The sequence below is a fragment of the Niallia sp. FSL R7-0648 genome, from assembly GCF_038007005.1.
Lineage (GTDB): Bacteria > Bacillota > Bacilli > Bacillales > Cytobacillaceae > Niallia > Niallia circulans.
Genome location: NZ_JBBOWE010000001.1, coordinates 3,631,813 through 3,655,004 on the forward strand (window position 1 = coordinate 3,631,813; position 23,192 = coordinate 3,655,004).

Below are 23,192 nucleotides of genomic sequence, written 5' to 3' on the forward strand. Positions count from 1 at the left end.
TGATAAGGCGCCTGTAATCCAAGATTCGTAACCCTCTGCATGAAATATAGCCTATACCATATGTAGCGGGTCTTTTCGAGCATGGAGTTTTACTTATTATATCATGCTTGCTAAATCGCTATATTAAGATTTGATTACAAAGCGAACAATAATTGAAGAATAAACAATGTCGAATTATAATGAAATAAGACTAATTATCGATTTTCTACTAATTTTTTATAGAAAATGGTTACAAAAAATGACTTATATAACGAACAAATAAGATGAAATCGCCAATATTAGTGGAAAGAGATACAAAGAAAGGAGCTGCCAATATGCTTCCTTCCTATCTTACTGTACCTAGCTACGGAGAATATGAACTAATTATTCAAAAATCACGCTTTATTGCTCATATCGCTCGAACAGAAACAGAAGAAGCAGCACAGGCTTTCATAGGAGAAATCAAGAAAAAACATAAAGACGCAACACATAATTGTTCTGCTTACTTAATCGGAGAACATGATCAAATTCAAAAAGCAAACGATGATGGGGAACCGAGTGGCACAGCAGGAGTACCAATTCTTGAGGTCCTGAAGAAAAAAGGTCTGAAAGATACAACAGTTGTTGTTACCCGTTATTTTGGAGGTATTAAGCTTGGTGCAGGGGGGCTTATTCGTGCTTATGGAAAAACAACCTCTGAAGGATTAGCAAATATCGGTATTGTTGAAAGAAAGTTGAAACAAATAGTCAGTGTATCCATCGAGTATCACTTACTTGGTAAAATAGAAAATGAATTACGTTCATCGAACTATGAAATTAAAGATATTCATTATTTAGAAAATGTCGAAATTGATGTCTTTGTGGATTCTGATGAGGTAGAGACTTATACGGATTGGATAACTGACTTAACAAATGGACAAGGTATTATAAAAGAAAAAGACACCTTGTACGCAGAAACCCTCATTTGAATTTTTTACAATTAATACAAAAATATACCTGGAATAGAAATAAACTACTAATTTACGTTAAAGAGAGATAGAGGTAAGATAGTATGTATGTTTTCATTCCGTTATTTCTTAATTCAAAAAGGAGAACTTATGGCAAATAATACAAGAGAAACTTTAATAAAGGATACAAAGAAAAAGAAACGAAAAAAAATTAAGCTATTTATTTTTGTCCCATTGCTGGTTATTATCTTAGCCGGAATTGGTTATGGAGCTACCTTATATTCAAAGGCAAAATCAGTGGTAGATGATTCTTATGAGCCAATTGACCGTGATTCTAAAAGGGATGCAAAAGTGGATCCAAACATCGATGACGTTTCAATTTTATTCATTGGAGTAGATGACAGTGAGAAAAGATCGAGCAAATCCGGCACAACCCGATCTCGTTCCGATGCTCTCATGCTTGCTACTTTAAATGAGAAAGAAAAATCCGTTAAATTGCTGAGCATCCCACGTGATTCTTATGTATATATTCCTGAACGCGGCTATTCTGATAAAATTACTCATGCCCATTATTTCGGCGGGGTTTCGTCAACCTTAGACACAGTGGAAGAATTGCTAGATATTCCTGTTGATTATTATGTAAAAATGAATTTCGATGCCTTTATGGATGTAGTAGATGCATTAGGTGGAATTGATGTCGATGTTCCAGTAACATTTACAGAACAAAACTCAAAGGATAAAGCAGGCGCCATTCATCTTGAAAAAGGCTATCAAGAATTGGACGGCGAACAAGCACTTGCCCTTGCAAGAACAAGAAAAATTGATAATGACATTGAACGTGGGAAAAGACAACAATTAATCATGCAAGCCATTATGAAAAAAGCAGTCTCTATCGAGGGAATAACCAAGTATTCAAAAGTGATGGAAGCGATAGGAAGCAATATGACAACAGACTTATCATTCAGCGATATACAATCTCTAATTGCTTATGCAACTGCAGATAATGGTTTACAAGTGGAGACACTAACGCTAGCTGGAACCGACGGTCGTGTCGATAATAAATACATTTATCAATTAGATGAAACAGCACTTGCAGAAACAAAATCGATTCTGCAGCAGCATTTAGGAATCACTAAAAGTCTTCAATCTGACTCCAACAGTACAACGGATACAGATACAACAGTAGACACTGAATCAAATACAAATACTAATACAAGTACTACAACAGAAACTTCTACTTTAAATTAATCTTTATACCTGACATACACTTATCTTCTGGTGTATGTCTTTTTTTTGCAAAAAAATTTATACTTCTTCTGCTTACATCTATATTTGCCTTCACTCGACTTCTATCAAAACTATTTACCTCTTAAAATACCAGTATTACCCACGAAACATTAGTATAAAAGTATGATAGAATCATACTAGCTTCATGATGAAAGAAAGTTTTACTCTTCTCTCGTTCCAATGGTTTCAATTAAATTACAGATCTACATCAATTAAATAAAAGGAGCAACGATATTGAAAAAAACATTCTCATTGTTGTTATCATTCATCTTATGTATTTCTCTATTACCTACATTTGGACAGCCTACTTATGCAGCAAGCGGCAGTGAACCACAAGTACATGTTATGCTAAAAAATTATCTAGGAAACAAAACTCAAATTAGCATTGCACCATCAGGAACATATAAAACGACAGATGGAAAAATTTCCTTAAACAATACAACAGCCTATACCCTTAAAATAGAACAAGCTAAACTTAAGCTATATAAAGGAAGTACTTATCTTTATGAAGCTGATTCATTAACATTTGCTCCATCCAGTCCTGATGATTATCTAACAATTAACAATAGAAAATACAAAGGTTCTTTTACCTTTATGATGGAAACGATAAATGGTTCTAATTATATTCGTCCAGTTAACACTCTTGGGATGGAAGAATATCTTAAAGGCGTTGTTCCGAGTGAAATGCCAGCTTCCTGGAATATAGAAGCTTTAAAAGCACAGGCAGTGGCAGCAAGAACATATTCTTGGAATTATGGCGGCAAAACCATTACAGATACAATCAGCCATCAAGTATATGGTGGCTTAAATGATTCCCATCCTAATTCAGATCAAGCAGTTGAAGCAACAACTGGCCAAGTACTAAAATTTAATAATCGTTTAATTGATGCTGTTTTCTCTGCAAGTAACGGCGGGGTAATGGATTCGGCGAAAAACGTGTGGGGCAATGATTTTGCTTATTTAGTAAATGCACAAGATTCGTTTGATACAAGCTATACATGGAGCTTCAATGTTCAGAAAGCCCAAATAAATATGCAAGATTATGATGTAGCAAACCCAGATGCTTGGTGGAATAAAGTTTCTGAAAAAGACAGCACCATTACAACGAATATAAAAAAATGGTTAAATGATAATGGATATAAGGATAAAGACATCAAAATTGTTGCTGTTCCTACCTTATCTTTTGATAACCCTTCTACAACGAAAAGAGTAAGCACAGGTTCTATCTCCATTCAATTCTATGTAAAAAATCAGAGAGATTCAAAAGGAGCACTCCTTTTACAAGAAATAAAACAGGCAAATGTGGCAGCATCAAAAGTAAGAGCAATCATCGGCATAAATAATGTAAAAAGCTATCTCATTACAAAGAGCTCTTCTACTGTTGATACACACAGCATCGCTGGAAGAGGATATGGACATGGTGTTGGTTTAAGCCAATATGGAGCAAATAACCGTGCAAGTGCTGGACAGAAGTACAATACAATCTTAGCGTTTTATTATCCTCGAACACAATTAGTTACAGAATACAGTAAGACTGCTGCAATTACAGTTCCTGAACTAAAAGAAGGAAAAGCTGAATTTAATCAAGCAAACAATACGGTTAAAGTGGGCTTTACCCTAACAAAAGCAGCTAGTACGGTTGTAACAATTAAAGATAACGATGGAAACAGTATTGCTACACTTTTAAACAATGGAGCCTTGCAAGCTGGTAGTTACGATTATACTACTAATGCTTCAAGCTGGAATAATGGCAGTTACACAGCTGAAATAACAGCAACAGACATTGCGAATAATAAAGTGACAACGAACATTGCCTTCCAGGTCGCAAAAATAGAAGTGCCAACTATTAGTATTAGTTCCATCAAAACTGCATATGATCAGAAAGGCAATACTATTAATGCATCCTTCGCTATCAATCAACCATCTAAAGCAACGGTGACGATTTCGGACAGCAAGAATAAAGTAATGAAAACTTTAGCTAGCAATAAGTCTCTATCTGCCGGTACGTCCTCCTATAAATGGGATGTCCGTAGTGTAAAAGATGGCACCTATACGCTAACGATAAAAGCGATTAATAATATAGGAAAAGAAAAAACAGAGAAACAAAATTTCACGCTTAAAAAAGCTGTTGCACCAACAATAAAAGATGTAAAAACAAGCTATGATACAGCAGGTAACAAGATAAAGACTAGCTTTAATATCAATCAATCAGCAACGTCCACAGTAAAAATCTTGAATAGTAAAGGCAAGGTAGTTAAAACTCTAGCCTCTAATAAATCATTAAAGACAGGAATCCATTCTTTTACTTGGAGTGTTGGAAAAGCAGCTGACGGCAGCTACACTGTGTCTGTAGAGTCTGTAAACGGAAGTAAACTAAAGAGTACAGTTACGAAAAAGTTCACCTTATATAAAGTAAAGACAGGGACTGTAAAAGCTTCTAATCTTAATATTAGACAAAAAGCTACCACCTCTTCCAAAAAGGTTGGTTCGATCCCAAACAATAAGAAAGTCACCATATACGCGAAAAGCGGTTCTTGGTACAAAATTAAGTATGGGAAAGTCACTGGTTATGTATCAGCACAATATGTGAAAAATGTGAAATAGCCAAAAAGGTAATTATCATATAGTGCACGGAGCATAGTCTCTGTGCTCTTTTTTTATTCCCTCCCTTAAATGGATAGAAAATCGAATTAAAAGCTTGCAAATTTGTACATACTATTTTTATTGGTATTAAAGTAGTTAAGCGAGGGATTGAAATGAAAAAGTTAAATATTTTCAATAAAGTTACTCCTGAACACTTAAAGCATTATGATAGTGAGATCTTTCATCTTGATGATGAAGAAGGAGAAGAAATAGATTCATTTTCTCTCAAGAAAGAGAATGAATGGATGTAAATGCATAATAATAAAAGTCGGGAATGTCTCCGTTATTAGAGACATTCCCGACTTTTATTATCATTATTTTTTTTCTGCTGAATATCTTATATCATTGATAAATTTTAAGATAGGTTTATAATTCTTCCCTACTAATCCAATTTTCTCCACGATTAATTCAATAATCAACAGTACCGTAACTATTAATAAAATTGCTCCCCACACTTTTGCTTGTGAAAAGATAACAGCAACTAAGCCAAAGAAAGAGGCCATTGCATAAATAATAATTACTGTTTGTCTATGAGTAAAACCTACATTTAACAAACAATGATGCAAATGCGATTTATCAGGCGCCATTAACGGCTGCTTATTCACTAAACGACGAATGATCGCAAAAAACGTATCGGAAATAGGAACCCCTAAGATAATCACAGGAATAACAAAGGAAATTAACGCTACATTTTTAAATCCGAGTAATGACATAACTGCTATTATATAGCCGAGAAATAATGCCCCCGTATCCCCGAGGAATATCTTAGCAGGATAAAAATTAAAGAATAGAAAGCCTAATGTGGCCGCCAAAACGATAGAGGAAATAGCAATTACATACCCATTCCCCATAATCATAGCCATTCCAGTAATCGTAAATAATGCGATACTAGAGACTCCTGATGCTAGACCATCTAATCCATCAATTAAGTTCATAGCATTGGTTATTCCTACAATCCACAGAATAGTGATCGGAATATCTAAGAACCCAAACTCCAATTTACCTCCAAAAGGAAGATTAATGAATTCTACCTGTACTCCACCCCAAACAACAACAATCACGGCTGCTAATGTTTGCGCTAGAAATTTCACTTTCGCTGAAAGATTATAAATATCATCCAGCATTCCAGTTACAATAATTACCGCACTACCAAGTAAAATAGGATAATGATAATCTTTATCCGGATTAATAATTAATGCTCCAATTAAAAAACTTATATATATTGCTAAACCACCCATACGAGGCATAACTTTCTGATGAACTTTACGTTGTTCTGGTTTATCCATTGCTCCTAATTTAAATGCAAGCTTTTTCACTACAGGAGTAAGCAAGATAGAAGCGATAAAACATACAACAAGCATTATATAAATCATATAGATCCTCCCTAATGCCTTAATAACGCACATTTGTAGGCATCCGTCTTTCCTTACAATATCGAGATTTATTATAGCACATTTATGAGATACTTGGTCTCTATAATTTACTATCTTTTTTTACAATTATATTACATAAAAATAATTGCTTTGTTTACTATCATAATATAAGACGTATAAAAATCCAGAAGGTTTCAACTGATTAATACATTTTTCACCAATTATCGTTCGTTCAATAGAGTTAGTATACGATTTTTCATGTAAGAAAACAGTGACTTAAAAAAGCCACTGTTTTCTTTCTATTTTCCAACATTCAAACCTAAATTAGAGTTAACGGTTGTATAAAAATGAAAAGATTTTTTATCTAACACTTTTTGATGAGGATCTATTCTGCTTATACTTACTTTTTGATAATCATTATATTTAATAAAGATTCCATAGCTTCCTTTTGCTAGTTGTATTAATGCAGAGTTAGGTAAAAATGTTTCATAGAGATACTCTTCAGCTTTCGAAATAGAGAAGGAATATTGATCGTCTGGATTGCTTCGATTTCGAAAAATTAATTCATTTAAATTCTCCGTATAATCTCCATATACATAGAATTTAAATGTATAACCATCTTCTTGGAAACTTCCGTCCTTAAAGAAAGCTGCCATTGATACTCTTATATGTTCATACCCTTCAACAGGAGTGATCATATATGGTAAGTTATCATTAACGATAACTTCCTTCACTTTTTGGCTTTTATCCCACATAAATAATTTTGCTATTTTGTCAAATTCACCATTTAGGTACATTTGATAAGCAGATTTATTGATATGATGGAAAAATTGATTTGTTATATCATATTTTAAATCCTTTGTTGTTTCGACTACCTCTGCAAATTTTTTAAAATAGGCACTCTTATTTTTGCTTTTGAAAAAATGCTGTCTATTAAAAAATCTTGTAATACAGTCAAACTCATATAATCTATTTAAAATCATTTTTTCTATTTGTTCATCCAATTGCTTTGCTTTAACATAGTTAATAACTTTAATATTCGTATCCATTTTATGCATGATATCTGTTTGTTTCGTTAGTGAAGCATTATTTTCATCCAAACGATTTAAATAGTAAATCGTTTTGGTTGTAGTGGAGATGGCACTCGCATGGACTAAAACATCGATGAAAAACTGCTTGTCCTCAGCAAATTTCATTTCTGGATACTTAATATTATTTTCCTTTAATAAAGATGTTTTTACCATTCTTGCTCTTGGTCCTAAATGTTGAAAGATATGGGGAATTGAAGTAGGAAGTACACTTCTTCTTTCCATGCATGATTCATGTTCTCCAACAATCTTTGTTGATTTGCTTTCGACCTGAATCGTTTTCCCCACCACATAATCATCATTTGTTTCTTTTAAAATAGAATACAATGTCTGTAAACCATCTTCTTCTAACCAATCATCTGCATCTAAAAATGTCACATATGGAGAAGTAGATAATTCTATTCCTAAATTCCTTGGATGTCCAGGCGTACCGGTGTTCTTTTCCAGAAAAACAACTTTAATACTATTTGGATATCTTTTAGCATAATCTAGCAGAATAGGTCGTGAATTATCAGTCGATCCGTCGTCTACAAGGATATATTCCACTTGATTAAAATCCATTGTTTGATTAATGACAGATTCAACCGTTTTCTTTATATTTTCCTCTGCATTATATACCGGTGTAACAACTGTAACTAATTTGTCCATTTTCTTCTTAAATATTCCTAAAATGTTTGCTTTTTTTTCATATACATAGTATCCATCCGTGTTGTAATGAATATTATTCTCTCTTTCAAAGCTATTTCGGTTATAGGATTCAGTCATTCCATTAACCTCCCCAATCCATATGTATTTTCCAATATATAAATTACTATTATATCTATCATTCATCATATACCAAGAAAAAGTAATTTTCCATTATTATTCCACATATTCTACGAACTAAAACAAATTTACACAAATAAGAAACCGCCTTATCTGGCGGTCTATATTTTTCCAATATATTCGGGATCACTTTGCTTTTTAAAGCCCTGTTCTCTAAATTCCCTTTTTTCTTTATCATTCATCTTTTTATACTTAGCTAAGAATTCTTCATAGGCAGGGATAACTTCATCAATTTTCCCTTCCATTTTCAGTTGACCATGTTCTAACCATATTCCTTTTTGACAGAATTTTTTCATCTGGCCAATCGAATGACTGACAAAGAACATCGTTTTTCCATTTTTTTTGAATTCATCCATTTTCGCTAAACACTTTTCAGCAAAAGCTTTATCTCCTACAGATAATGCCTCATCAATTATTAAGACATCTGGATTTGTATTTACCGAAATGGCAAAGCCTAGACGTGATTTCATCCCACTAGAGTATGACTTTACAGGCTGATCAATAAATTTTCCTAATTCAGCAAATTCAATAATTCCTGGTTCCAGCTCTTTTATTTGTTCTTTCGAAAAACCAAGCATCAAACATTTCAATTCAATGTTTTCTCTACCCGTAAGTTCATTATTTACACCAGCAGCTACAGCAATTAAAGAGGCTTGCCCATCGATTTCTACTGTTCCCTCTGTCGGTGGAACAATCCCTGCAATAATATTCGATAGAGTAGACTTACCTGATCCGTTTACTCCTACAAATCCAATAACATCGCCATGATTTGCCTCAAAGTTGATATCTCTTAAAGCATAAAAAGGTTCCCCATAACTTTTAGGCAAGAAAATATCCTTTAATTTATCGCTGCTATTTTCATATAATTTATACCGTTTTGTTAAATTTTTAACAATAACTGATTTCTCCATTAAACCACTTCCAATTTTATAAAAAGTCAATAAAGTGTTTTCTAAATCTAACGTGCATATATGTTCCAACAAAAAGTAACACAAGTACTAAACTCCAGAAATAGATCGTAATTCCTAAATGCTCTGTGACAAACCAGCCTTGTCCTAAAAGGGCATAGCGATAACCCTCAATTAAATAATAAACCGGATTTATCTGCATAACTTTCTCAAATTTCTCTCCTAGATGATTAGCAGGCCACAAAATCGGAGTTAGATACAAAAGAACCCTCATTAAAGATTGTAAAAGCATTTGAAAATCTCTTACAATGGTAGAAATAGTTGAAGTTATTAATGCAAGCGCAAATAAAAACATAACTGCAGCAAATAAGAAATACGGAATCTGCAAATAGTATATGGAAATTGGATACCCAATAAATTGATATATAATCATTACTAGAACCATTAATAATAATTGTGGATACAATAATGACATAATGACATAAGAAGGTATAACACTTAATGGAAAATTCATCCTTGATACCATTCTTAAACGCGTGTAAATGGATTTAGAACTTTTCGTTATGGCAGGATATATAAAGAACCAAATCAAAATACCTGCAAGCATCCATATAAAATAGGGATAGGTTTCTCCATTAACACCTTTTACATCATGCCTTTTTTGTACAAATCCGAATACAAACCAATAAATCGAAATTTGGATTGCCGGATTGATTATTTCCCACAAGATCCCTAAATAGTTATTGCGATTAGCACTTTTTAACTCATAAAGGGATAATCTTCTAATTAAATGAAAATGATTAACTTGCTCTTTTAATACTTTAACAATAGAAGCCATTATCTTATAGAACCTTTCTTTAAGCTGTTCCCATTATCTATTCTCACCAAAATTAATGGGATTACACTATATATATTTATTTTGAGGAATACAATGTTTATTTCTTGTTTAAATTAATCATACGTTAACATAAATTGCAATGCCTATATTACTATACATCCTTTCCGCTAATTTTGAAATGAAATATTTCAACCTAGATCATACAATCTATCAAACATTATATAAAGAAAAAAGATAGATTTCAAACCTTATCATAAATACATTTCATTCCACTACCGATAGAGGTAGTGACAGCAAGGTATTTATACTATCTTTACTACCCTATATTTTGAAAGTTTTAACCAATAAAAGGTATTGGTTAAAACTACGATTCACACCCTCAGCTTCAGGAGACCGCTGAAACAACCTTCTTATCCATAAAAAGCCAAACAATCAACATGTAATTGTTTGGCTTTGACTTTAAATCCGGTTGGAACACTTGTATTCTGACCTTGTTAATTCGCTTTTTATTTGTATTTAGGTATCTCTAAATCCATACGATAAGAAGTTAACATATTATATAAATTATACATACTGCTTACTTGTTTGCTTGCCCATCCTATATCTGTAGCATATTGATGTACACCAGGTTTCCCCGGATTCCAGCGCATTTTATAGAGTGTGTCTTGTTTATATGTTGCATTATTAATATAATTCTTCCCTATAAACTCTGCTCCACCTATGATTGCTTTTTCTGGAGTATCCCAGCCCATCTTGTATGCATATTCAGATCCGCTCTTTACTGCAGAGCCATCCACTGCCCCGATACCATACATATTATATACCTTTTTCGGTGTAACTTTCTTTCCACCGACACTAGAAACCTTTATACCAGTTGCCAGACTTGAAGTTCCATTTCCAGTTTCTAATAGAGCATGGGAAATCAAATAAATTTCATTAATACCATATTTTTCTCCCGCTTTATTGAATGAACTTCCTTTTCCAGCTAAAATCCCTCTATTTTTGAGTATTTTATCATTTACTTCTTTTGAATTTAGATTCGCACTAGAAGATAATAATAAAAATTGTAGTTTCTGCTTGTTGTCATTCTCAAAATTACTTGGATTCATATAATATTTTATGTCAGTTGGACTAGCGTTTACCCACGTATTATATTTAACTGTATATTTTGGTGTTATATCTGGTTTAACTTTCCCTACTGGCACCGAATATTTATAAAAGTCAACTTCATACCAATACATCCCGTCACTGTCTTTCTTAGCTGTTTTTGATAGAATAGTAACTTTATAATCCCCTTTAAAGGTACCTATAATCCAACTATTTTTGTTGGTCCCACCTCTAACATTCCACGTACCGCTCTTAACAAAACCATAATCATTCTTGCTACTTACATATTCAAAGGCATCTTCTCTCATATATGCTTTATACTTTTTATCTGTTTGCGCATTTTTGCTAAGTTGAATATTCACGGCATCGTTTAACGAAGTTTTCAAGTCATTATAAGTTTTTGTCACTACTTTTGATTTTTCCATATCAAAAGAAAGATGCGCATCGCCGCTTCCCTCATAATATTTAATCACAAAAGTATGCTTCCCTTTTGGTAGATAGTAACCAATTACTTCTTTTGTTTTACCAATATTTCCATTCCAAGCATCGATTAGTACTTTTCCATCAACCTCAAGTACTGCTCCGTTATCTGCTTTCAGTTTAAAATTGTAATTACTGTTCTCTGTAACATTAAGCACTTTCTTGTAAACAGCCGAAAACTTGTTAGAAGGAATGGCACTATCAGGAGACCCTTTCTTCCAATTAAAATCGATGTTATAGATTTTATTTAAAGAATCTTTTCCGCCAATAACAACATTTCTCTTTGAATCTGTTACCTTGTAAGAAGGTAATTGATTTTTGTTTATTACCTCTGGATAATACTCTGCATACCAAGTACCATCAAGCATGTTTTGTTCATTATATGGCTGGATAGAGACTTGGAATTTAGCTGTTGATTTATTGTCATAGTATCTCACTTCAATCCAGTGAACATTATCGCCATTTACATTATCTATTTTTACCTTTGTTGCTTTTTCACGATAAGAACCATTTTTCCAATTATCAACGACAAGTTTTCCATCTATATACACTCTTACACCATCATCTGATAATCCTCTAATAACATATTCGCCTGCATCCAGCCTTTTAGCAGTCACATATTTTGCTGAAAAATTATCTTTATTAATTTTTGAAATCGGCGCATTTTTCCCATAATCCTTGGTAAGCGTATTAGAATTAGAATTAGAATTATTGATTACATTTGATGTAACCGGAGCTCCAGAGAGATTTTTATTATTATAATAATAAGCCACCCAATTACCTAAAGGCTGGATATCAGCAAACGCATAAGCATTTCCTGTTTTCTCCATATAATCTGTTTGAATGATATGTTCTCCCTTTCCTGCTCCTTTAATAATTGCCTTATCAAATGTCCCACTAGAATTCTTCCAACGATCGATTACCGTCTTATTATCTAGTTTTACACGAATGCCGTCATCTGCAAAAGTGGAAACAAAATAATCATTGCTTCCCGAAACTTTACGTAAAAAAGAGGCTGAGAAATTATCTTTTGGCATCCCTACAAGAGGAGCATCTTTTTTCCAAAGATACTGGATGCTTGAAACTTTATTCTTTGAATTTAATCCACCTATAACTGTTCCATTGCCAGATAAACTGGTGTTAGGATAAAAAATATTCATCCATTCCTGGTTTGTAACTACTTGATTAATAGGCTTAATATCAAAATTCAATTTCGCGTTTCCCTTTTTCTCAAGATATTCCACTCTTATCCAATGAATGTTTCTTTTCGATGAATCTGCTTCATTAGTTCTATCGCTTATATTAATCTTATATGCGTCTTCCTTTGAATTCGCAGAAGTCCAACGGTTGATAACTAATTTATCATCCACATAAACACGAATGCCATCATCTGCGACAGAACGGATTACATACTCACCTTGATTAAGCCTTAAGGCAGTTGTAAAGCTTGCTGAAAAATTATCTTTTGGTATACCAGACATTGGGGCATTCTTGCCATAATTAAAACTAAATGCTCCTTTGCCATCCCCTTTTAAAATGGTTTTATTTGCAGGGGCACCTTTTAAGCTAGTATTAGAATAATAGTAGCCAAGCCATTGTCCTAATGGAAGAACATCTGCATTTACAAACGCCTTACCTGTCTTTTCAAGATAATCTAACTGAAACACATTATTATTCTGATTTAGATTGGTGATTAATGCCTTATTGGCTTTACCTGAGCTACCTGTCCAGCGATCAAACAAAATAGAATTATTTATTTTCGCTCGTACACCATCATCCGCAAATGTATAAACAAAGTAATCCCCTTTATTTAAAAGCTTATAAAACGATGCTGAGAAATTGTCCTTATTGGTTGAAGCATTTGGCGCGCTTTTCCCCCAATTGTATTTAATATCTTTTATTCCTGTTGAAACAAAAGCGTTCCCTGAAACGTTTGTATTATTAAAATAGGACGCAAACCAAGTGGATGTTGATAATGCTTCTTGAACTGGTTTTAGAGAAAATTGCAAATAACTTTTTCCTGTTTTCTCTACATATTCAATTCGAATTTCATGGACATCCTTTCCTTGGCTATTCTCAATCTTTATTAGTCTAGTATCTTGAGAAACTCGATCACTATCGAGAACTAATTTCCCATCAATGTAGATACGTGTATCATCGTCATGCTTTGTTTGTAAAATATAATTTCCTGCTGGCAATTTTTTATAGGTAAAAAATTTAGCAGAAAAATGATTAGATCCAATTCCTTTAGCATTAGGCTTACCATACTGATAATCAAAGCTTAAATTGCCATTTTTATCTGGTGTAAATACTAAGGCATCTTCCGGATTGCCACTGAATTTTTCATTATTGTAAAAGTAACCAATCCATGAGCCGAAAGGAAGCATATCTGCAAATAATACAGCATTTCCTCCGCCTTCATAATATTCAGTTTTTACGGTGTGATTGCCCGCAGATAAATTAGTCATTGGTGCTGCTGAGTAATTTCTACTTGAACTTGTCCAACGATCGATTTTCTTTTGATTATCCAAATACATTCTCACACCATCATCTGCATAGGTATGAAGAAAATAATCTTTTTGTGATTCCGAAATAGTTATATTTTTTTCAAAGCTAGCGGAAAAATTATCTTTATTTATTCCGGCTATAGGCTCGTTTTTCCCCCAATTAAATCTTATATTGTTATACGATTTAGAAATAGGTGTTTCTGATAAGTTTTTATTATTGTAAAAATTGGAGGACCATGTATTTTCTGCTGCTTTTATGTTCGTTTGGGGTGACATTAACAACAAAAGAAAACATAAAAACAAAGCTGTACCTGCTATTCTCCAAAATACTCGAGTTTCTATTTCCCACTCACTCCTATCTATTTTTTCTATATTCTATTATCTAGTAAAATGGTAAATATGTTAAGAGGATTCGACGAAATTTTGTAGGTAATATTATCTATTTTTTATCGATTCTTGTCAAAATTGCTATTTTTATAAAAATTCACCCATCCACCAGAACTAGTTCATAAGACTTATTCATAGTGTATTATTTAACTATACGACAAAAACTGCCTCCTATTAAGGAAGGCAGTTTTCTCTATTTTTCATTTTATTTCCCAAAAACTATCTAAAAGTTATTACTTAGAAAGTTTATTCATTTCTTGTTCTTTTAGTCTTTCAGCAAGCTCTAATATATAACTTCTTAATTGTGAATTAATATCGGTGCGTTTTAACCCCAACTCAATCGTTGTTTGAATGAAACCAAATTGTTCTCCCACGTCGTAACGATTTCCTTCAAATTCATATGCAAAAACACGCTGAATTTTGTTTAACTTCTCAATGGCATCTGTCAGTTGTATTTCTCCTCCTGTGCCAACTTCTTGTGACTCAAGAAAATGAAATAGCTGTGGTGTAAATATGTATCTTCCGATAATCGCTAAATTAGAAGGTGAAGTTCCTTGCTCAGGTTTTTCTACAAATTTCTTTACTTGATATCTTCTCTTTGTATCCGGTAAAGGGTCAATTATCCCGTAACGATGGGTTTCTGAGTCAGGCACTACCTGTACACCAATCACAGAAGAAAGTGTTTGGTCATATTGATCCATCAATTGCTTTAGACATGGTTTGTCATTATCAACAATATCATCCCCTAATAATACAGCAAATGGCTCATCGCCAATAAAGTTTCTTGCACACCAAACAGCATGTCCTAATCCTTTTGGCTCTTTTTGCCGTATATAATGAATGTCCACATTAGAAGATTCCTGCACTTTTGCTAATAAGGCAAATTTTTCTTTTGCAATCAAATTTTCTTCTAATTCTAAGGCATTGTCAAAGTGATCTTCAATCGCTCTCTTACCTTTCCCAGTAACAATAAGAATATCTTCAATCCCAGATGCTATAGCTTCCTCCACAATATATTGAATGGTTGGCTTATCCACAATTGGCAGCATTTCTTTCGGCATTGCTTTCGTTGCTGGTAAAAATCTAGTTCCTAATCCTGCAGCAGGGATAATCGCTTTCTTTATTTTACTCATAAAAAATTACCTCTCTTATAAATAAATTTTTGTGCGTCTCTTGCTACTAACTTTAGTATACTGCAATCCAAATAAAAGCTCTATGACTACACTTCTTTAAATGTACCCCTATTATTTCGCCCTTATTTCACATAAATAAACAAAAACCTAATTTTTTTGCAACTTTTCTCCTTTAAAGGTCGTCTATACATTCAGGGATTAGTGTATCATCTTCTATTATAGAACATTTATCATATACTTTTCGTTTTTTAAACAATCTTTACGAAATGTTACGCATGGAAGATTAGCTTTGCCGGATAATAATTTCTGCATGTTGTCATAATAATAGGGTTCTTTGCTCTTTTTCATGACTTTATTGTATACGAAAAGTTTATCCATAACATTTAATAATCATTCCAAAAGACCTGTGATAAACAGACGACTATAAATTTGCTAATTATTACTGATTGAAAGGCAATGTTGCTTTTCTTATTGTTACTAAAAAAGATGTTCAGTAGAGATGATTTCTGCTATTCTTGAAATAAGTTTACTATCATTTTTTGTCAAGATATGGAGGATATTGTTAAATGAGTAGAAATAAACCGAAAAAAAAGAAAACATGGTTAAAGGTTACGGGTATTGTGCTTCTTCTCCTTATAATTGGGATAGGAATATATCTGTATACTGTATGGAATTCCCTTTCGACAGCTGTTAATAATATGCATGAGCCGATTGATAGACAGACGACAAAAAGAACGGATACTTTAAACCTTGGCAGCAAGGAGCCATTTTCCGTTTTAATGTTAGGTGTCGATGAGCGTGATGGTGACTCTGGAAGATCGGATACAATGATTGTCCTTACGGTAAATCCTGATAAAAAGTCAGTTAAAATGCTAAGTATCCCGCGCGATACTCGCACTGAAATAGTTGGACATGGTACTACAGACAAAATTAACCATGCATATGCCTTTGGCGGTGTTGCAATGTCGATGGATACGGTAGAAAACTTCCTCGATATACCAATTGATTACTTTATGCAAATCAATATGGAAGGCTTTAAAGATATTGTTGATTCTGTTGGCGGAGTTACGGTAGATAATGATTTAGATTTCACTTATGAAGGAGTTCACTTTGCAAAAGGGCCGGTTAATTTGGATGGAGAAAAGGCTTTAAAATTCTCCCGTATGCGTTATGATGATCCAAGAGGTGACTTCGGTAGACAGTTAAGACAGCGAATGATTATCCAAGCTGTTATTAAAGAAGGAGCTAGCTTAAGCTCTTTAACAAATTTTGATTCAATCTTTGATGCGTTAAGTAAGAACATCAAAACAAATATTACCTTCGATGAAATGATTGATATTCAATCTAAATACAAAGCAGCAGCTGGTAATATTGAGCAGCTTACAATTAAAGGCACTGGACAAACAATCGATAAAGTATGGTATTTAATTGTAGACGATGCAGAAAAAACAAAAATTCAAAATGAGCTAAAAGAACACTTGGATGTAAAATAAAGAGAAAAAGAATAAGGCAATAAAAAAAGACCTAAACTGGTCTTTTTTTATTGCCTTAAAGTTTTACTTTTTAATGATTACCTTTTGTTAAAAACCTCTTCTACTACTCTTTCAGCAGATTTTCCCTCTTCTAGATAGCAAAACTTGTCATAGAAGGTATTGAATTTATCACTTATTGGGTTAACTTCCGCCTCTTTGATAGATTGAATAACTTCTTCTGTCGTTTTCACTAGTGGACCCGGGGCTGTTTTTTCAAAATCAAAATAGAAACCACGTAAATTATCTCGATAATCTTCAATATCATATACAAAGAAAATCATTGGTCTTCTTAAATTGGCATAGTCAAAAAATACGGAAGAATAGTCTGTTACCAAAATATCCGACACTAAATAAAGTTCTCGAATATCTTCATAATTTGAAAAATCAAAAGCAAAGCCAGTGTATGGTGTTAAGTCAAAGTTTTCAGCTACTAAGTAATGCATGCGCAATAAAACTATATATTCATCGCCAAGCTGATCACGAAGCATATTTAAATCTAATTCTAAATCAAATTTATATTTTCCTCTTCCATAAAATTGATTATCTCGCCATGTCGGTGCATACAGAATAATCTTCTTATCCATTGGTAAAGCAAATTTTTGTTTTAATGCTTCCATGTTTTCTGTCGTATTATCTACATGTAACACGTCATTTCTAGGATATCCAGATTCAATCATTGTTTTATTAAAAGCGAAAGCCCTTTGAAATATTTCCGTAGAATACGCATTAGGAGAAATTAAATAGTCCCAATTAGATGCTTCTTTTAAAAAGTTGTTCTTATATTTAACTGTATTTGTACCAGGCATATGCACTTCATCCATATCGGCAGCCAATTTTTTCAGTGGCGTGCCATGCCAAGTTTGCAAATAGGTTGTATGGTTTGGTTTTGGAATCCATAATGGTAAGCGACTATTACTCACCCAATATTGGGCTCTAGCCATTATAAATAACCACTTAATAGAGAAGCGTGGCACTATATTTAAATTTCTTCCTTCGAAATTTTTCATGTACTTTTTATCAACACTCCAGTACATTTTATATTCAGGATTAAAATCCTGCATATATTCAAAAATCGCTCTTGGATTACAGCTAAACTGCTTTCCAGCAAAACTTTCAAATACAACGGATTTTTTTCGAACCGGTGCATATCCCATCAACTTAAATGCTTTTTTATATAACGCTTTGATCTTTCGACTTCTCTTAATATCAGTCAATTTTCTTCTGATTCTACTTTTCCATTCTTTCGAACGATTGTAAACATATACTTTGACGGAAAGATAGCTCTTTACCTTGGTCTTTTTAATAAAAATTCTTCTATCTATTCCATCTATTTTGATCACTTTAGCTCTTCTCGATTGCAGAGGATTAAAAGGATTGAATGTTAATCTTGGACTGACCTTTACTATCTCTTCGCCATTATCTATATAAGAAAGCTCTATATAGAATCGGAAATAGATTAATTCAGATGTATGTAAATATTCTTTTATAGAAAAGGTGCCTTTAAACCCAATATCATCATAATTTCTGATTCCATCCCCGTATAATTCGGTTAAATCCGTTCTAGTCACACTCTCTAAAGGAAGACGATATTGCTCATCATCTAAATGATTCGTAATGATTAGTGTTTTTTTCATATCATGTTTAGCGCCCATAAGCTTTGTATCTAATACATATCCGCTAATATTTAATAAACCGTCTTTACTAAGATAAGCATCTTCTACTTTCGAAATAAAAGACCTTTTCGTTGTTTTCAGAGAAAGATTCATTTTATTAGTTGTATATGGATAAAAAACAGTGCCCATATCAGCATATTGATAGTAGATCAAATTTAATTCTTGGCGATTACTTACGATACGATATCGTTTGTATTCATCCTCTTCAGACTCAACAACAATATAGACATCCCATACTCCAGATTGTCCAAAAAAATCTTTTTCTTTATGTAAATCAATAGTAACTTCATAACTTCCAATCGTATTTTCATCGTCCAATGTATGAAATGGCAGATATTTTTCACTTTCCGTCTTTCTATTTAAAATGAGGAACGATGCTTTATTATCCTCTAAGATACTTGTTTTAAAACCAAATTGAATACTGAGCATATTGTGGATAATGCTGATCGTTTGTATTTGTTTATGATTAAATCCAGATTCACTCATTAAGAATCCCCTCTCCAAAATGCAAATTCCATTAAATCAAGTTATTGAATTATAAAGTTTATCCATTATCCGACAAACTTCTTATTCATCCATTCTCTTATAAAACACCTAACCAACATTATATATAACAATGTGCCGGAATTCAATCAACCATGAGAGCAACATTTATAAAGGTTGTAAAACTTCAAATAATGGCAGAGAGGAATAAATAAAAAATCACCTTTTTTCGCTATTCTAAACAAGGATAAAATGCATTCATTTGATAAATGATAAGAAAACATTCTTTACTATTATTTTAAACAATTTTTGCATAAATATTTCATTTTATGACAAAGCAATGATGATACTTGTCAATAAGCGGAAAAAGTTTTAAAATAAGATAATTAGGGAAAGCTAAAAAAAAGTTTTTCGATTTCACAATCATCATTCAAACATGGAACAATTATTATAGGTGTTTCAAATGACACATCTTAAATAATTAGCCTTTTAATAATTCTATCCTTATTAAATTTTCTATAATTGTAGGAGGAAAAAAATGAAGAAAGTTATTACCTATGGTACCTTTGATTTATTACATTGGGGCCATATAAATATTTTAAAACGAGCTAAAGAGTTGGGAGATCACTTAACTGTTGCACTTTCTAGTGATGAATTTAATGCCATTAAGAACAAACAAGCATATCATAGTTACGATAATCGCAAAATGATTTTAGAAGCAATCCGTTATGTGGATGAAGTAATTCCAGAGCATGATTGGGATCAAAAAATCAGAGACGTTGTGGATCATAATATTGATGTTTTCGTTATGGGAGACGATTGGGAAGGAAAATTTGACTTCTTGAAAGATTATTGTGAAGTTGTGTATCTTCCAAGAACCGTTGGAATCTCTACAACAAAAATTAAAAAGGACCTATTTAAAGTAAATGGTTAGAGAGTTAGCCATTTACTTATACTTAAAACTATTTTCTTTTCTATTTGAGATAGCAAAACTATTTCCTTTACAGAAGAAAATAGTTTTTTGTGTGTCTTTTGTTGAAAATACAACTCATCTCTATGATGAACTGAAGAAGAACAATCCAAACATCCCATGTATTTTATTAGTTGACTATAAAACCTATCGATTTTTCAACGACAAAATGATAACAGATCCGATTCTATTATTTTCTCCCAAGTATCCTTTATCTTTTCTGAAAGGAATTTTTCATCTAGCAACATCTCAAGTGATTGTGCTGGATAATTATTACGGGTTCTTATCTTCTGTATCATTCAAGGAAAATGTTAAAAAACTTCAAATTTGGCATGCTAATGGTGCTATTAAAACATTTGGGTGGAAAGACTTAAGTGTCAAAGATCGTTCCAAAAATGCTAAGGAAAGATTTGCAGCCGTTTATAAACAATTTGACTATATTATCTCTGGATCAGATAAAATGTCTGCTATCTTTTGCGAAGCTTTCTCTGCTTCCACCCAGCAAATTTTAAATACAGGAATACCTAGAACTGATATTTTCTTTGATAAAGATCATATGGAGAAAATAAAAACTAGTTTTTATAACAAATATCCTAATCTAAAAAATAAGAAAATCATTCTTTATGCTCCAACTTTTCGCGAAAACGAAGAAGAATCAGCTAATCAAATTCGATTAGATCTTTCCTATTTAAAAGACAATTTAGAATCCGATTATATACTTCTCGTGAGACTTCATCCCAGTATAACTAATCAGATGGATTTTAGTGAGTACAATGGTTTTGTTTATAATTTTTCTGATTATCCTATTTTAAATGAATTGTTATTTATTACGGATATATTAATAACCGATTATTCTTCGATTCCTTTTGAATTTTCCTTTTTACAAAAGCCCATGATTTTTTATCCATATGATTTAGATGAATATAGAAAAACTCGAGGCTTCTGGGTTCCTTATCATGAACTAGTTCCCGGTCCTATTGCCTATTCAACGGAAGAAATTGTGCAATTTATTCAGCATTCATCTTTCAAAATGGAAAAAATAGCGAAGTTCCATCAAGAGTGGAATACGTATTCAATTGGTAATTCTAGTATAAATGTAGTTCAAACTATAAACAGCTGGTTAACAAAATAATAATATATATAAAGAAGTGACAGATTAACAATTGTTAATCTGCCACTTCTTTATAAGCCGACATTTCTCGGGAAATACTTGTCAGCATTTGTTGATAATTTAGTGTTTTCAATAAATACAAACGCGGTATATATAAACTATAAGAAAAAGAGTAGAAAGGATGATAAATATGAAAATAAAAGCTGGTAGCTGGAGATTACTAAGTTCTCAGGATAAGCAATTTATTTTACAAACTGTTTGTACCCTTTCTCAATATAAGGGAAAAGCACATTCTAATTAAGCCTCATATAATTCAATTGGTAACCCATCAGGATCCGCAAAAAAAGTAAACTTTTTGTTCGTAAAAGGATCGATCCGAATATCTTCCACTGTAATATTATTCGATTGTAAATACTGTACAGTTTCTTCTATATTATTCACTTCAAAGGCAATATGACGTAAGCCGGCAGCTTCAGGATAACTTGGTCTTTCTCTTGGATTAGGAAAGGAAAATAGTTCGATTTGATAGATATTGTTTACTAAAAGGTCTAGCTTATAAGAATCTCTTTCTTCTCTGTATACTTCATTTATAGGCTTAAAGCCTAAGAGTTCCACATAAAAATGTTTTGATACTTCGTAATTGCTGCAAATAATCGCTATATGATGAACCTTATTTATATTAAACATTTTATAACTCCTTTTCCGTTAAAAATAAACATCGTTATGCTAGAAAAAAGCGAAGAAACTGTTTGGATTCCTTCGCCTTCTATCTATTATTTATTGTGCCATTTCCATGCACTTTCAATAATTGTCTCTAAGCCTCTTTCTGCTTTCCAGCCTAGTTCGCTGAATATTTTCTCCGAGGAAGCAACTAATCTTGCAGGGTCGCCTAATCTTCTGTCACCTAAAATCACATTTGCCTTTGTGCCAGTAACCTTTTCACACATTTCAATTACTTGTTTGACAGAATAGCCTACTCCATTGCCTAGATTGTAAGTTTCTGCTTTCTTGTTTCCATTTAATAGAGCGTCTAGCGCAGCTATGTGAGCATTTGCTAAATCTGTCACATGGATGTAATCACGAATGCATGTCCCATCCTCAGTTGGATAATCTGTGCCAAAGACAGAAATAGACTCTCTCTCTCCTAATAATTGCTGAAGAATAATAGGAATTAAGTGTGTTTCTGGATCATGATTTTCCCCGATTTCACCAGATACATGAGCACCAGCAGCATTGAAATAGCGTAAAACCACATAATGAAGACCATATGCTGCATGAAAATCAGCTAAAATTTGCTCTACCATTAATTTTGATCTACCATAAGGATTAATAGGTGCTGTTTCTGATGTTTCTACAATTATTTCTTCTTTTGGAATTCCATATGTAGCCGCCGTTGAAGAGAAAATAAAGTTTTTCACATTATGTTTTAACATAACATTTAATAACGTTAATGTATTGGCTACATTATTCTCATAATATTTATATGGATCTTGAACAGATTCTCCAACTAGACTATATGCTGCAAAATGCATAACTGCTTTAATTGGATATTTAGAAAAAATTGCTTCTAAATCGTCTGCATTTCCTAGATCTCCTTTTACAAAAATAGCACGGGAATCTACTGCTTCCTCGTGACCTGTTGCAAGATTATCTAATACGACCACTTCTTCTTTCTCTACTAATTCTTTAACCAAATGACTGCCAATATAGCCAGCCCCACCTACTACTAATATCATAGATAATTCTCCTTTAAGTAACAGTTTATCCTCCCTTCTATTTTATCACATTTTTTGTAATTTTTTTTACTGTAAGATATTAATCGTAAATTGACACTAAAAAAGGAATAGACTATTGTCAAATAGACAAAATCATAGTATCTTTAAATAGACTTAAAAAAGAAACCGCTTTCAATTTTTCTTGT

General features: G+C 32.7%; 16 protein-coding genes. 7 read left to right on the top strand and 9 right to left on the bottom strand.

Annotation, left to right across the window (positions count from 1 at the left end; all coding sequences use genetic code 11):
• The first annotated feature begins 314 nt into the window (after positions 1-314).
• The 4 genes from NSQ89_RS17840 to NSQ89_RS17855 all read left to right on the top strand — a co-directional run bounded on the left by NSQ89_RS17840 (position 315) and on the right by NSQ89_RS17855 (position 5,107).
• Positions 315-947, top strand: a complete 633-nt coding sequence (locus tag NSQ89_RS17840) for a YigZ family protein (protein WP_061797935.1) — start codon at positions 315-317, stop codon at positions 945-947.
• A 129-nt stretch (positions 948-1,076) separates the two neighbouring features.
• Positions 1,077-2,174, top strand: a complete 1,098-nt coding sequence (locus NSQ89_RS17845; RefSeq protein WP_341132977.1) for an LCP family protein — start codon at positions 1,077-1,079, stop codon at positions 2,172-2,174.
• A gap of 273 nt (positions 2,175-2,447) precedes the next feature.
• Positions 2,448-4,817 carry a SpoIID/LytB domain-containing protein gene (locus NSQ89_RS17850; RefSeq protein WP_341132978.1) on the top strand — a complete coding sequence of 790 codons (2,370 nt, stop codon included), beginning with the start codon at positions 2,448-2,450 and terminating at the stop codon, positions 4,815-4,817.
• Positions 4,818-4,969: 152 nt separating this feature from the next.
• Positions 4,970-5,107: a hypothetical protein gene (locus NSQ89_RS17855; RefSeq protein WP_163186423.1), complete on the top strand. Its 138-nt coding sequence runs from the start codon at positions 4,970-4,972 to the stop codon at positions 5,105-5,107.
• A 63-nt stretch (positions 5,108-5,170) separates the two neighbouring features.
• Here NSQ89_RS17855 and NSQ89_RS17860 read toward each other — a convergent pair whose 3' ends face one another.
• The 6 genes from NSQ89_RS17860 to galU all read right to left on the bottom strand — a co-directional run bounded on the left by NSQ89_RS17860 (position 5,171) and on the right by galU (position 15,502).
• Entirely contained in the window at positions 5,171-6,229 is a 1,059-nt protein-coding gene (locus NSQ89_RS17860) for an MraY family glycosyltransferase (RefSeq protein WP_144544706.1), read from the bottom strand.
• Positions 6,230-6,528: 299 nt separating this feature from the next.
• Positions 6,529-8,082, bottom strand: a complete 1,554-nt coding sequence (locus NSQ89_RS17865; protein ID WP_095334297.1) for a glycosyltransferase family 2 protein — start codon at positions 8,080-8,082, stop codon at positions 6,529-6,531.
• Positions 8,083-8,243: 161 nt separating this feature from the next.
• Positions 8,244-9,053, bottom strand: a complete 810-nt coding sequence (tagH, locus tag NSQ89_RS17870; RefSeq protein WP_095334310.1) for a teichoic acids export ABC transporter ATP-binding subunit TagH — start codon at positions 9,051-9,053, stop codon at positions 8,244-8,246.
• 16 nt (positions 9,054-9,069) lie between these two features.
• The gene (locus NSQ89_RS17875) at positions 9,070-9,888 is read right to left on the bottom strand and encodes an ABC transporter permease (RefSeq protein ID WP_144544704.1); all 819 of its coding nucleotides are present in this window, start codon (positions 9,886-9,888) and stop codon (positions 9,070-9,072) included.
• 506 nt (positions 9,889-10,394) lie between these two features.
• Positions 10,395-14,285 (bottom strand): PA14 domain-containing protein, encoded by a 3,891-nt coding sequence (locus NSQ89_RS17880; protein WP_144544702.1) that lies wholly within the window; start codon positions 14,283-14,285, stop codon positions 10,395-10,397.
• A gap of 317 nt (positions 14,286-14,602) precedes the next feature.
• Positions 14,603-15,502: a UTP--glucose-1-phosphate uridylyltransferase GalU gene (gene galU / locus NSQ89_RS17885; RefSeq protein WP_144544700.1), complete on the bottom strand. Its 900-nt coding sequence runs from the start codon at positions 15,500-15,502 to the stop codon at positions 14,603-14,605.
• Between the two features lie 566 nt (positions 15,503-16,068).
• On the opposite strand from galU, the gene tagU reads away from it, so the two are divergent.
• Positions 16,069-16,995 (top strand): polyisoprenyl-teichoic acid--peptidoglycan teichoic acid transferase TagU, encoded by a 927-nt coding sequence (gene tagU / locus NSQ89_RS17890; RefSeq protein ID WP_144544698.1) that lies wholly within the window; start codon positions 16,069-16,071, stop codon positions 16,993-16,995.
• A gap of 77 nt (positions 16,996-17,072) precedes the next feature.
• Here the strand turns inward: tagU and NSQ89_RS17895 are convergent, their stop codons facing one another.
• Entirely contained in the window at positions 17,073-19,193 is a 2,121-nt protein-coding gene (locus NSQ89_RS17895; RefSeq protein ID WP_186325632.1) for a CDP-glycerol glycerophosphotransferase family protein, read from the bottom strand.
• 535 nt (positions 19,194-19,728) lie between these two features.
• Between NSQ89_RS17895 and tagD the strand changes: the two genes are divergently transcribed.
• Together tagD and NSQ89_RS17905 are read left to right on the top strand one after the other, a co-directional pair.
• On the top strand, positions 19,729-20,124 hold the full coding sequence (tagD, locus tag NSQ89_RS17900; RefSeq protein WP_095334292.1) for a glycerol-3-phosphate cytidylyltransferase: 396 nt from the start codon (positions 19,729-19,731) through the stop codon (positions 20,122-20,124).
• Entirely contained in the window at positions 20,117-21,292 is a 1,176-nt protein-coding gene (locus NSQ89_RS17905; protein ID WP_144544696.1) for a CDP-glycerol glycerophosphotransferase family protein, read from the top strand. The genes tagD and NSQ89_RS17905 overlap by 8 nt, the downstream gene beginning before the upstream one ends.
• A gap of 276 nt (positions 21,293-21,568) precedes the next feature.
• Here NSQ89_RS17905 and gloA2 read toward each other — a convergent pair whose 3' ends face one another.
• On the bottom strand, positions 21,569-21,958 hold the full coding sequence (gene gloA2, locus NSQ89_RS17910) for an SMU1112c/YaeR family gloxylase I-like metalloprotein (protein WP_095329942.1): 390 nt from the start codon (positions 21,956-21,958) through the stop codon (positions 21,569-21,571).
• Positions 21,959-22,044: 86 nt separating this feature from the next.
• Positions 22,045-23,007 (bottom strand): UDP-glucose 4-epimerase GalE, encoded by a 963-nt coding sequence (gene galE, locus NSQ89_RS17915; RefSeq protein ID WP_144544694.1) that lies wholly within the window; start codon positions 23,005-23,007, stop codon positions 22,045-22,047.
• Positions 23,008-23,192 lie beyond the last annotated feature (185 nt).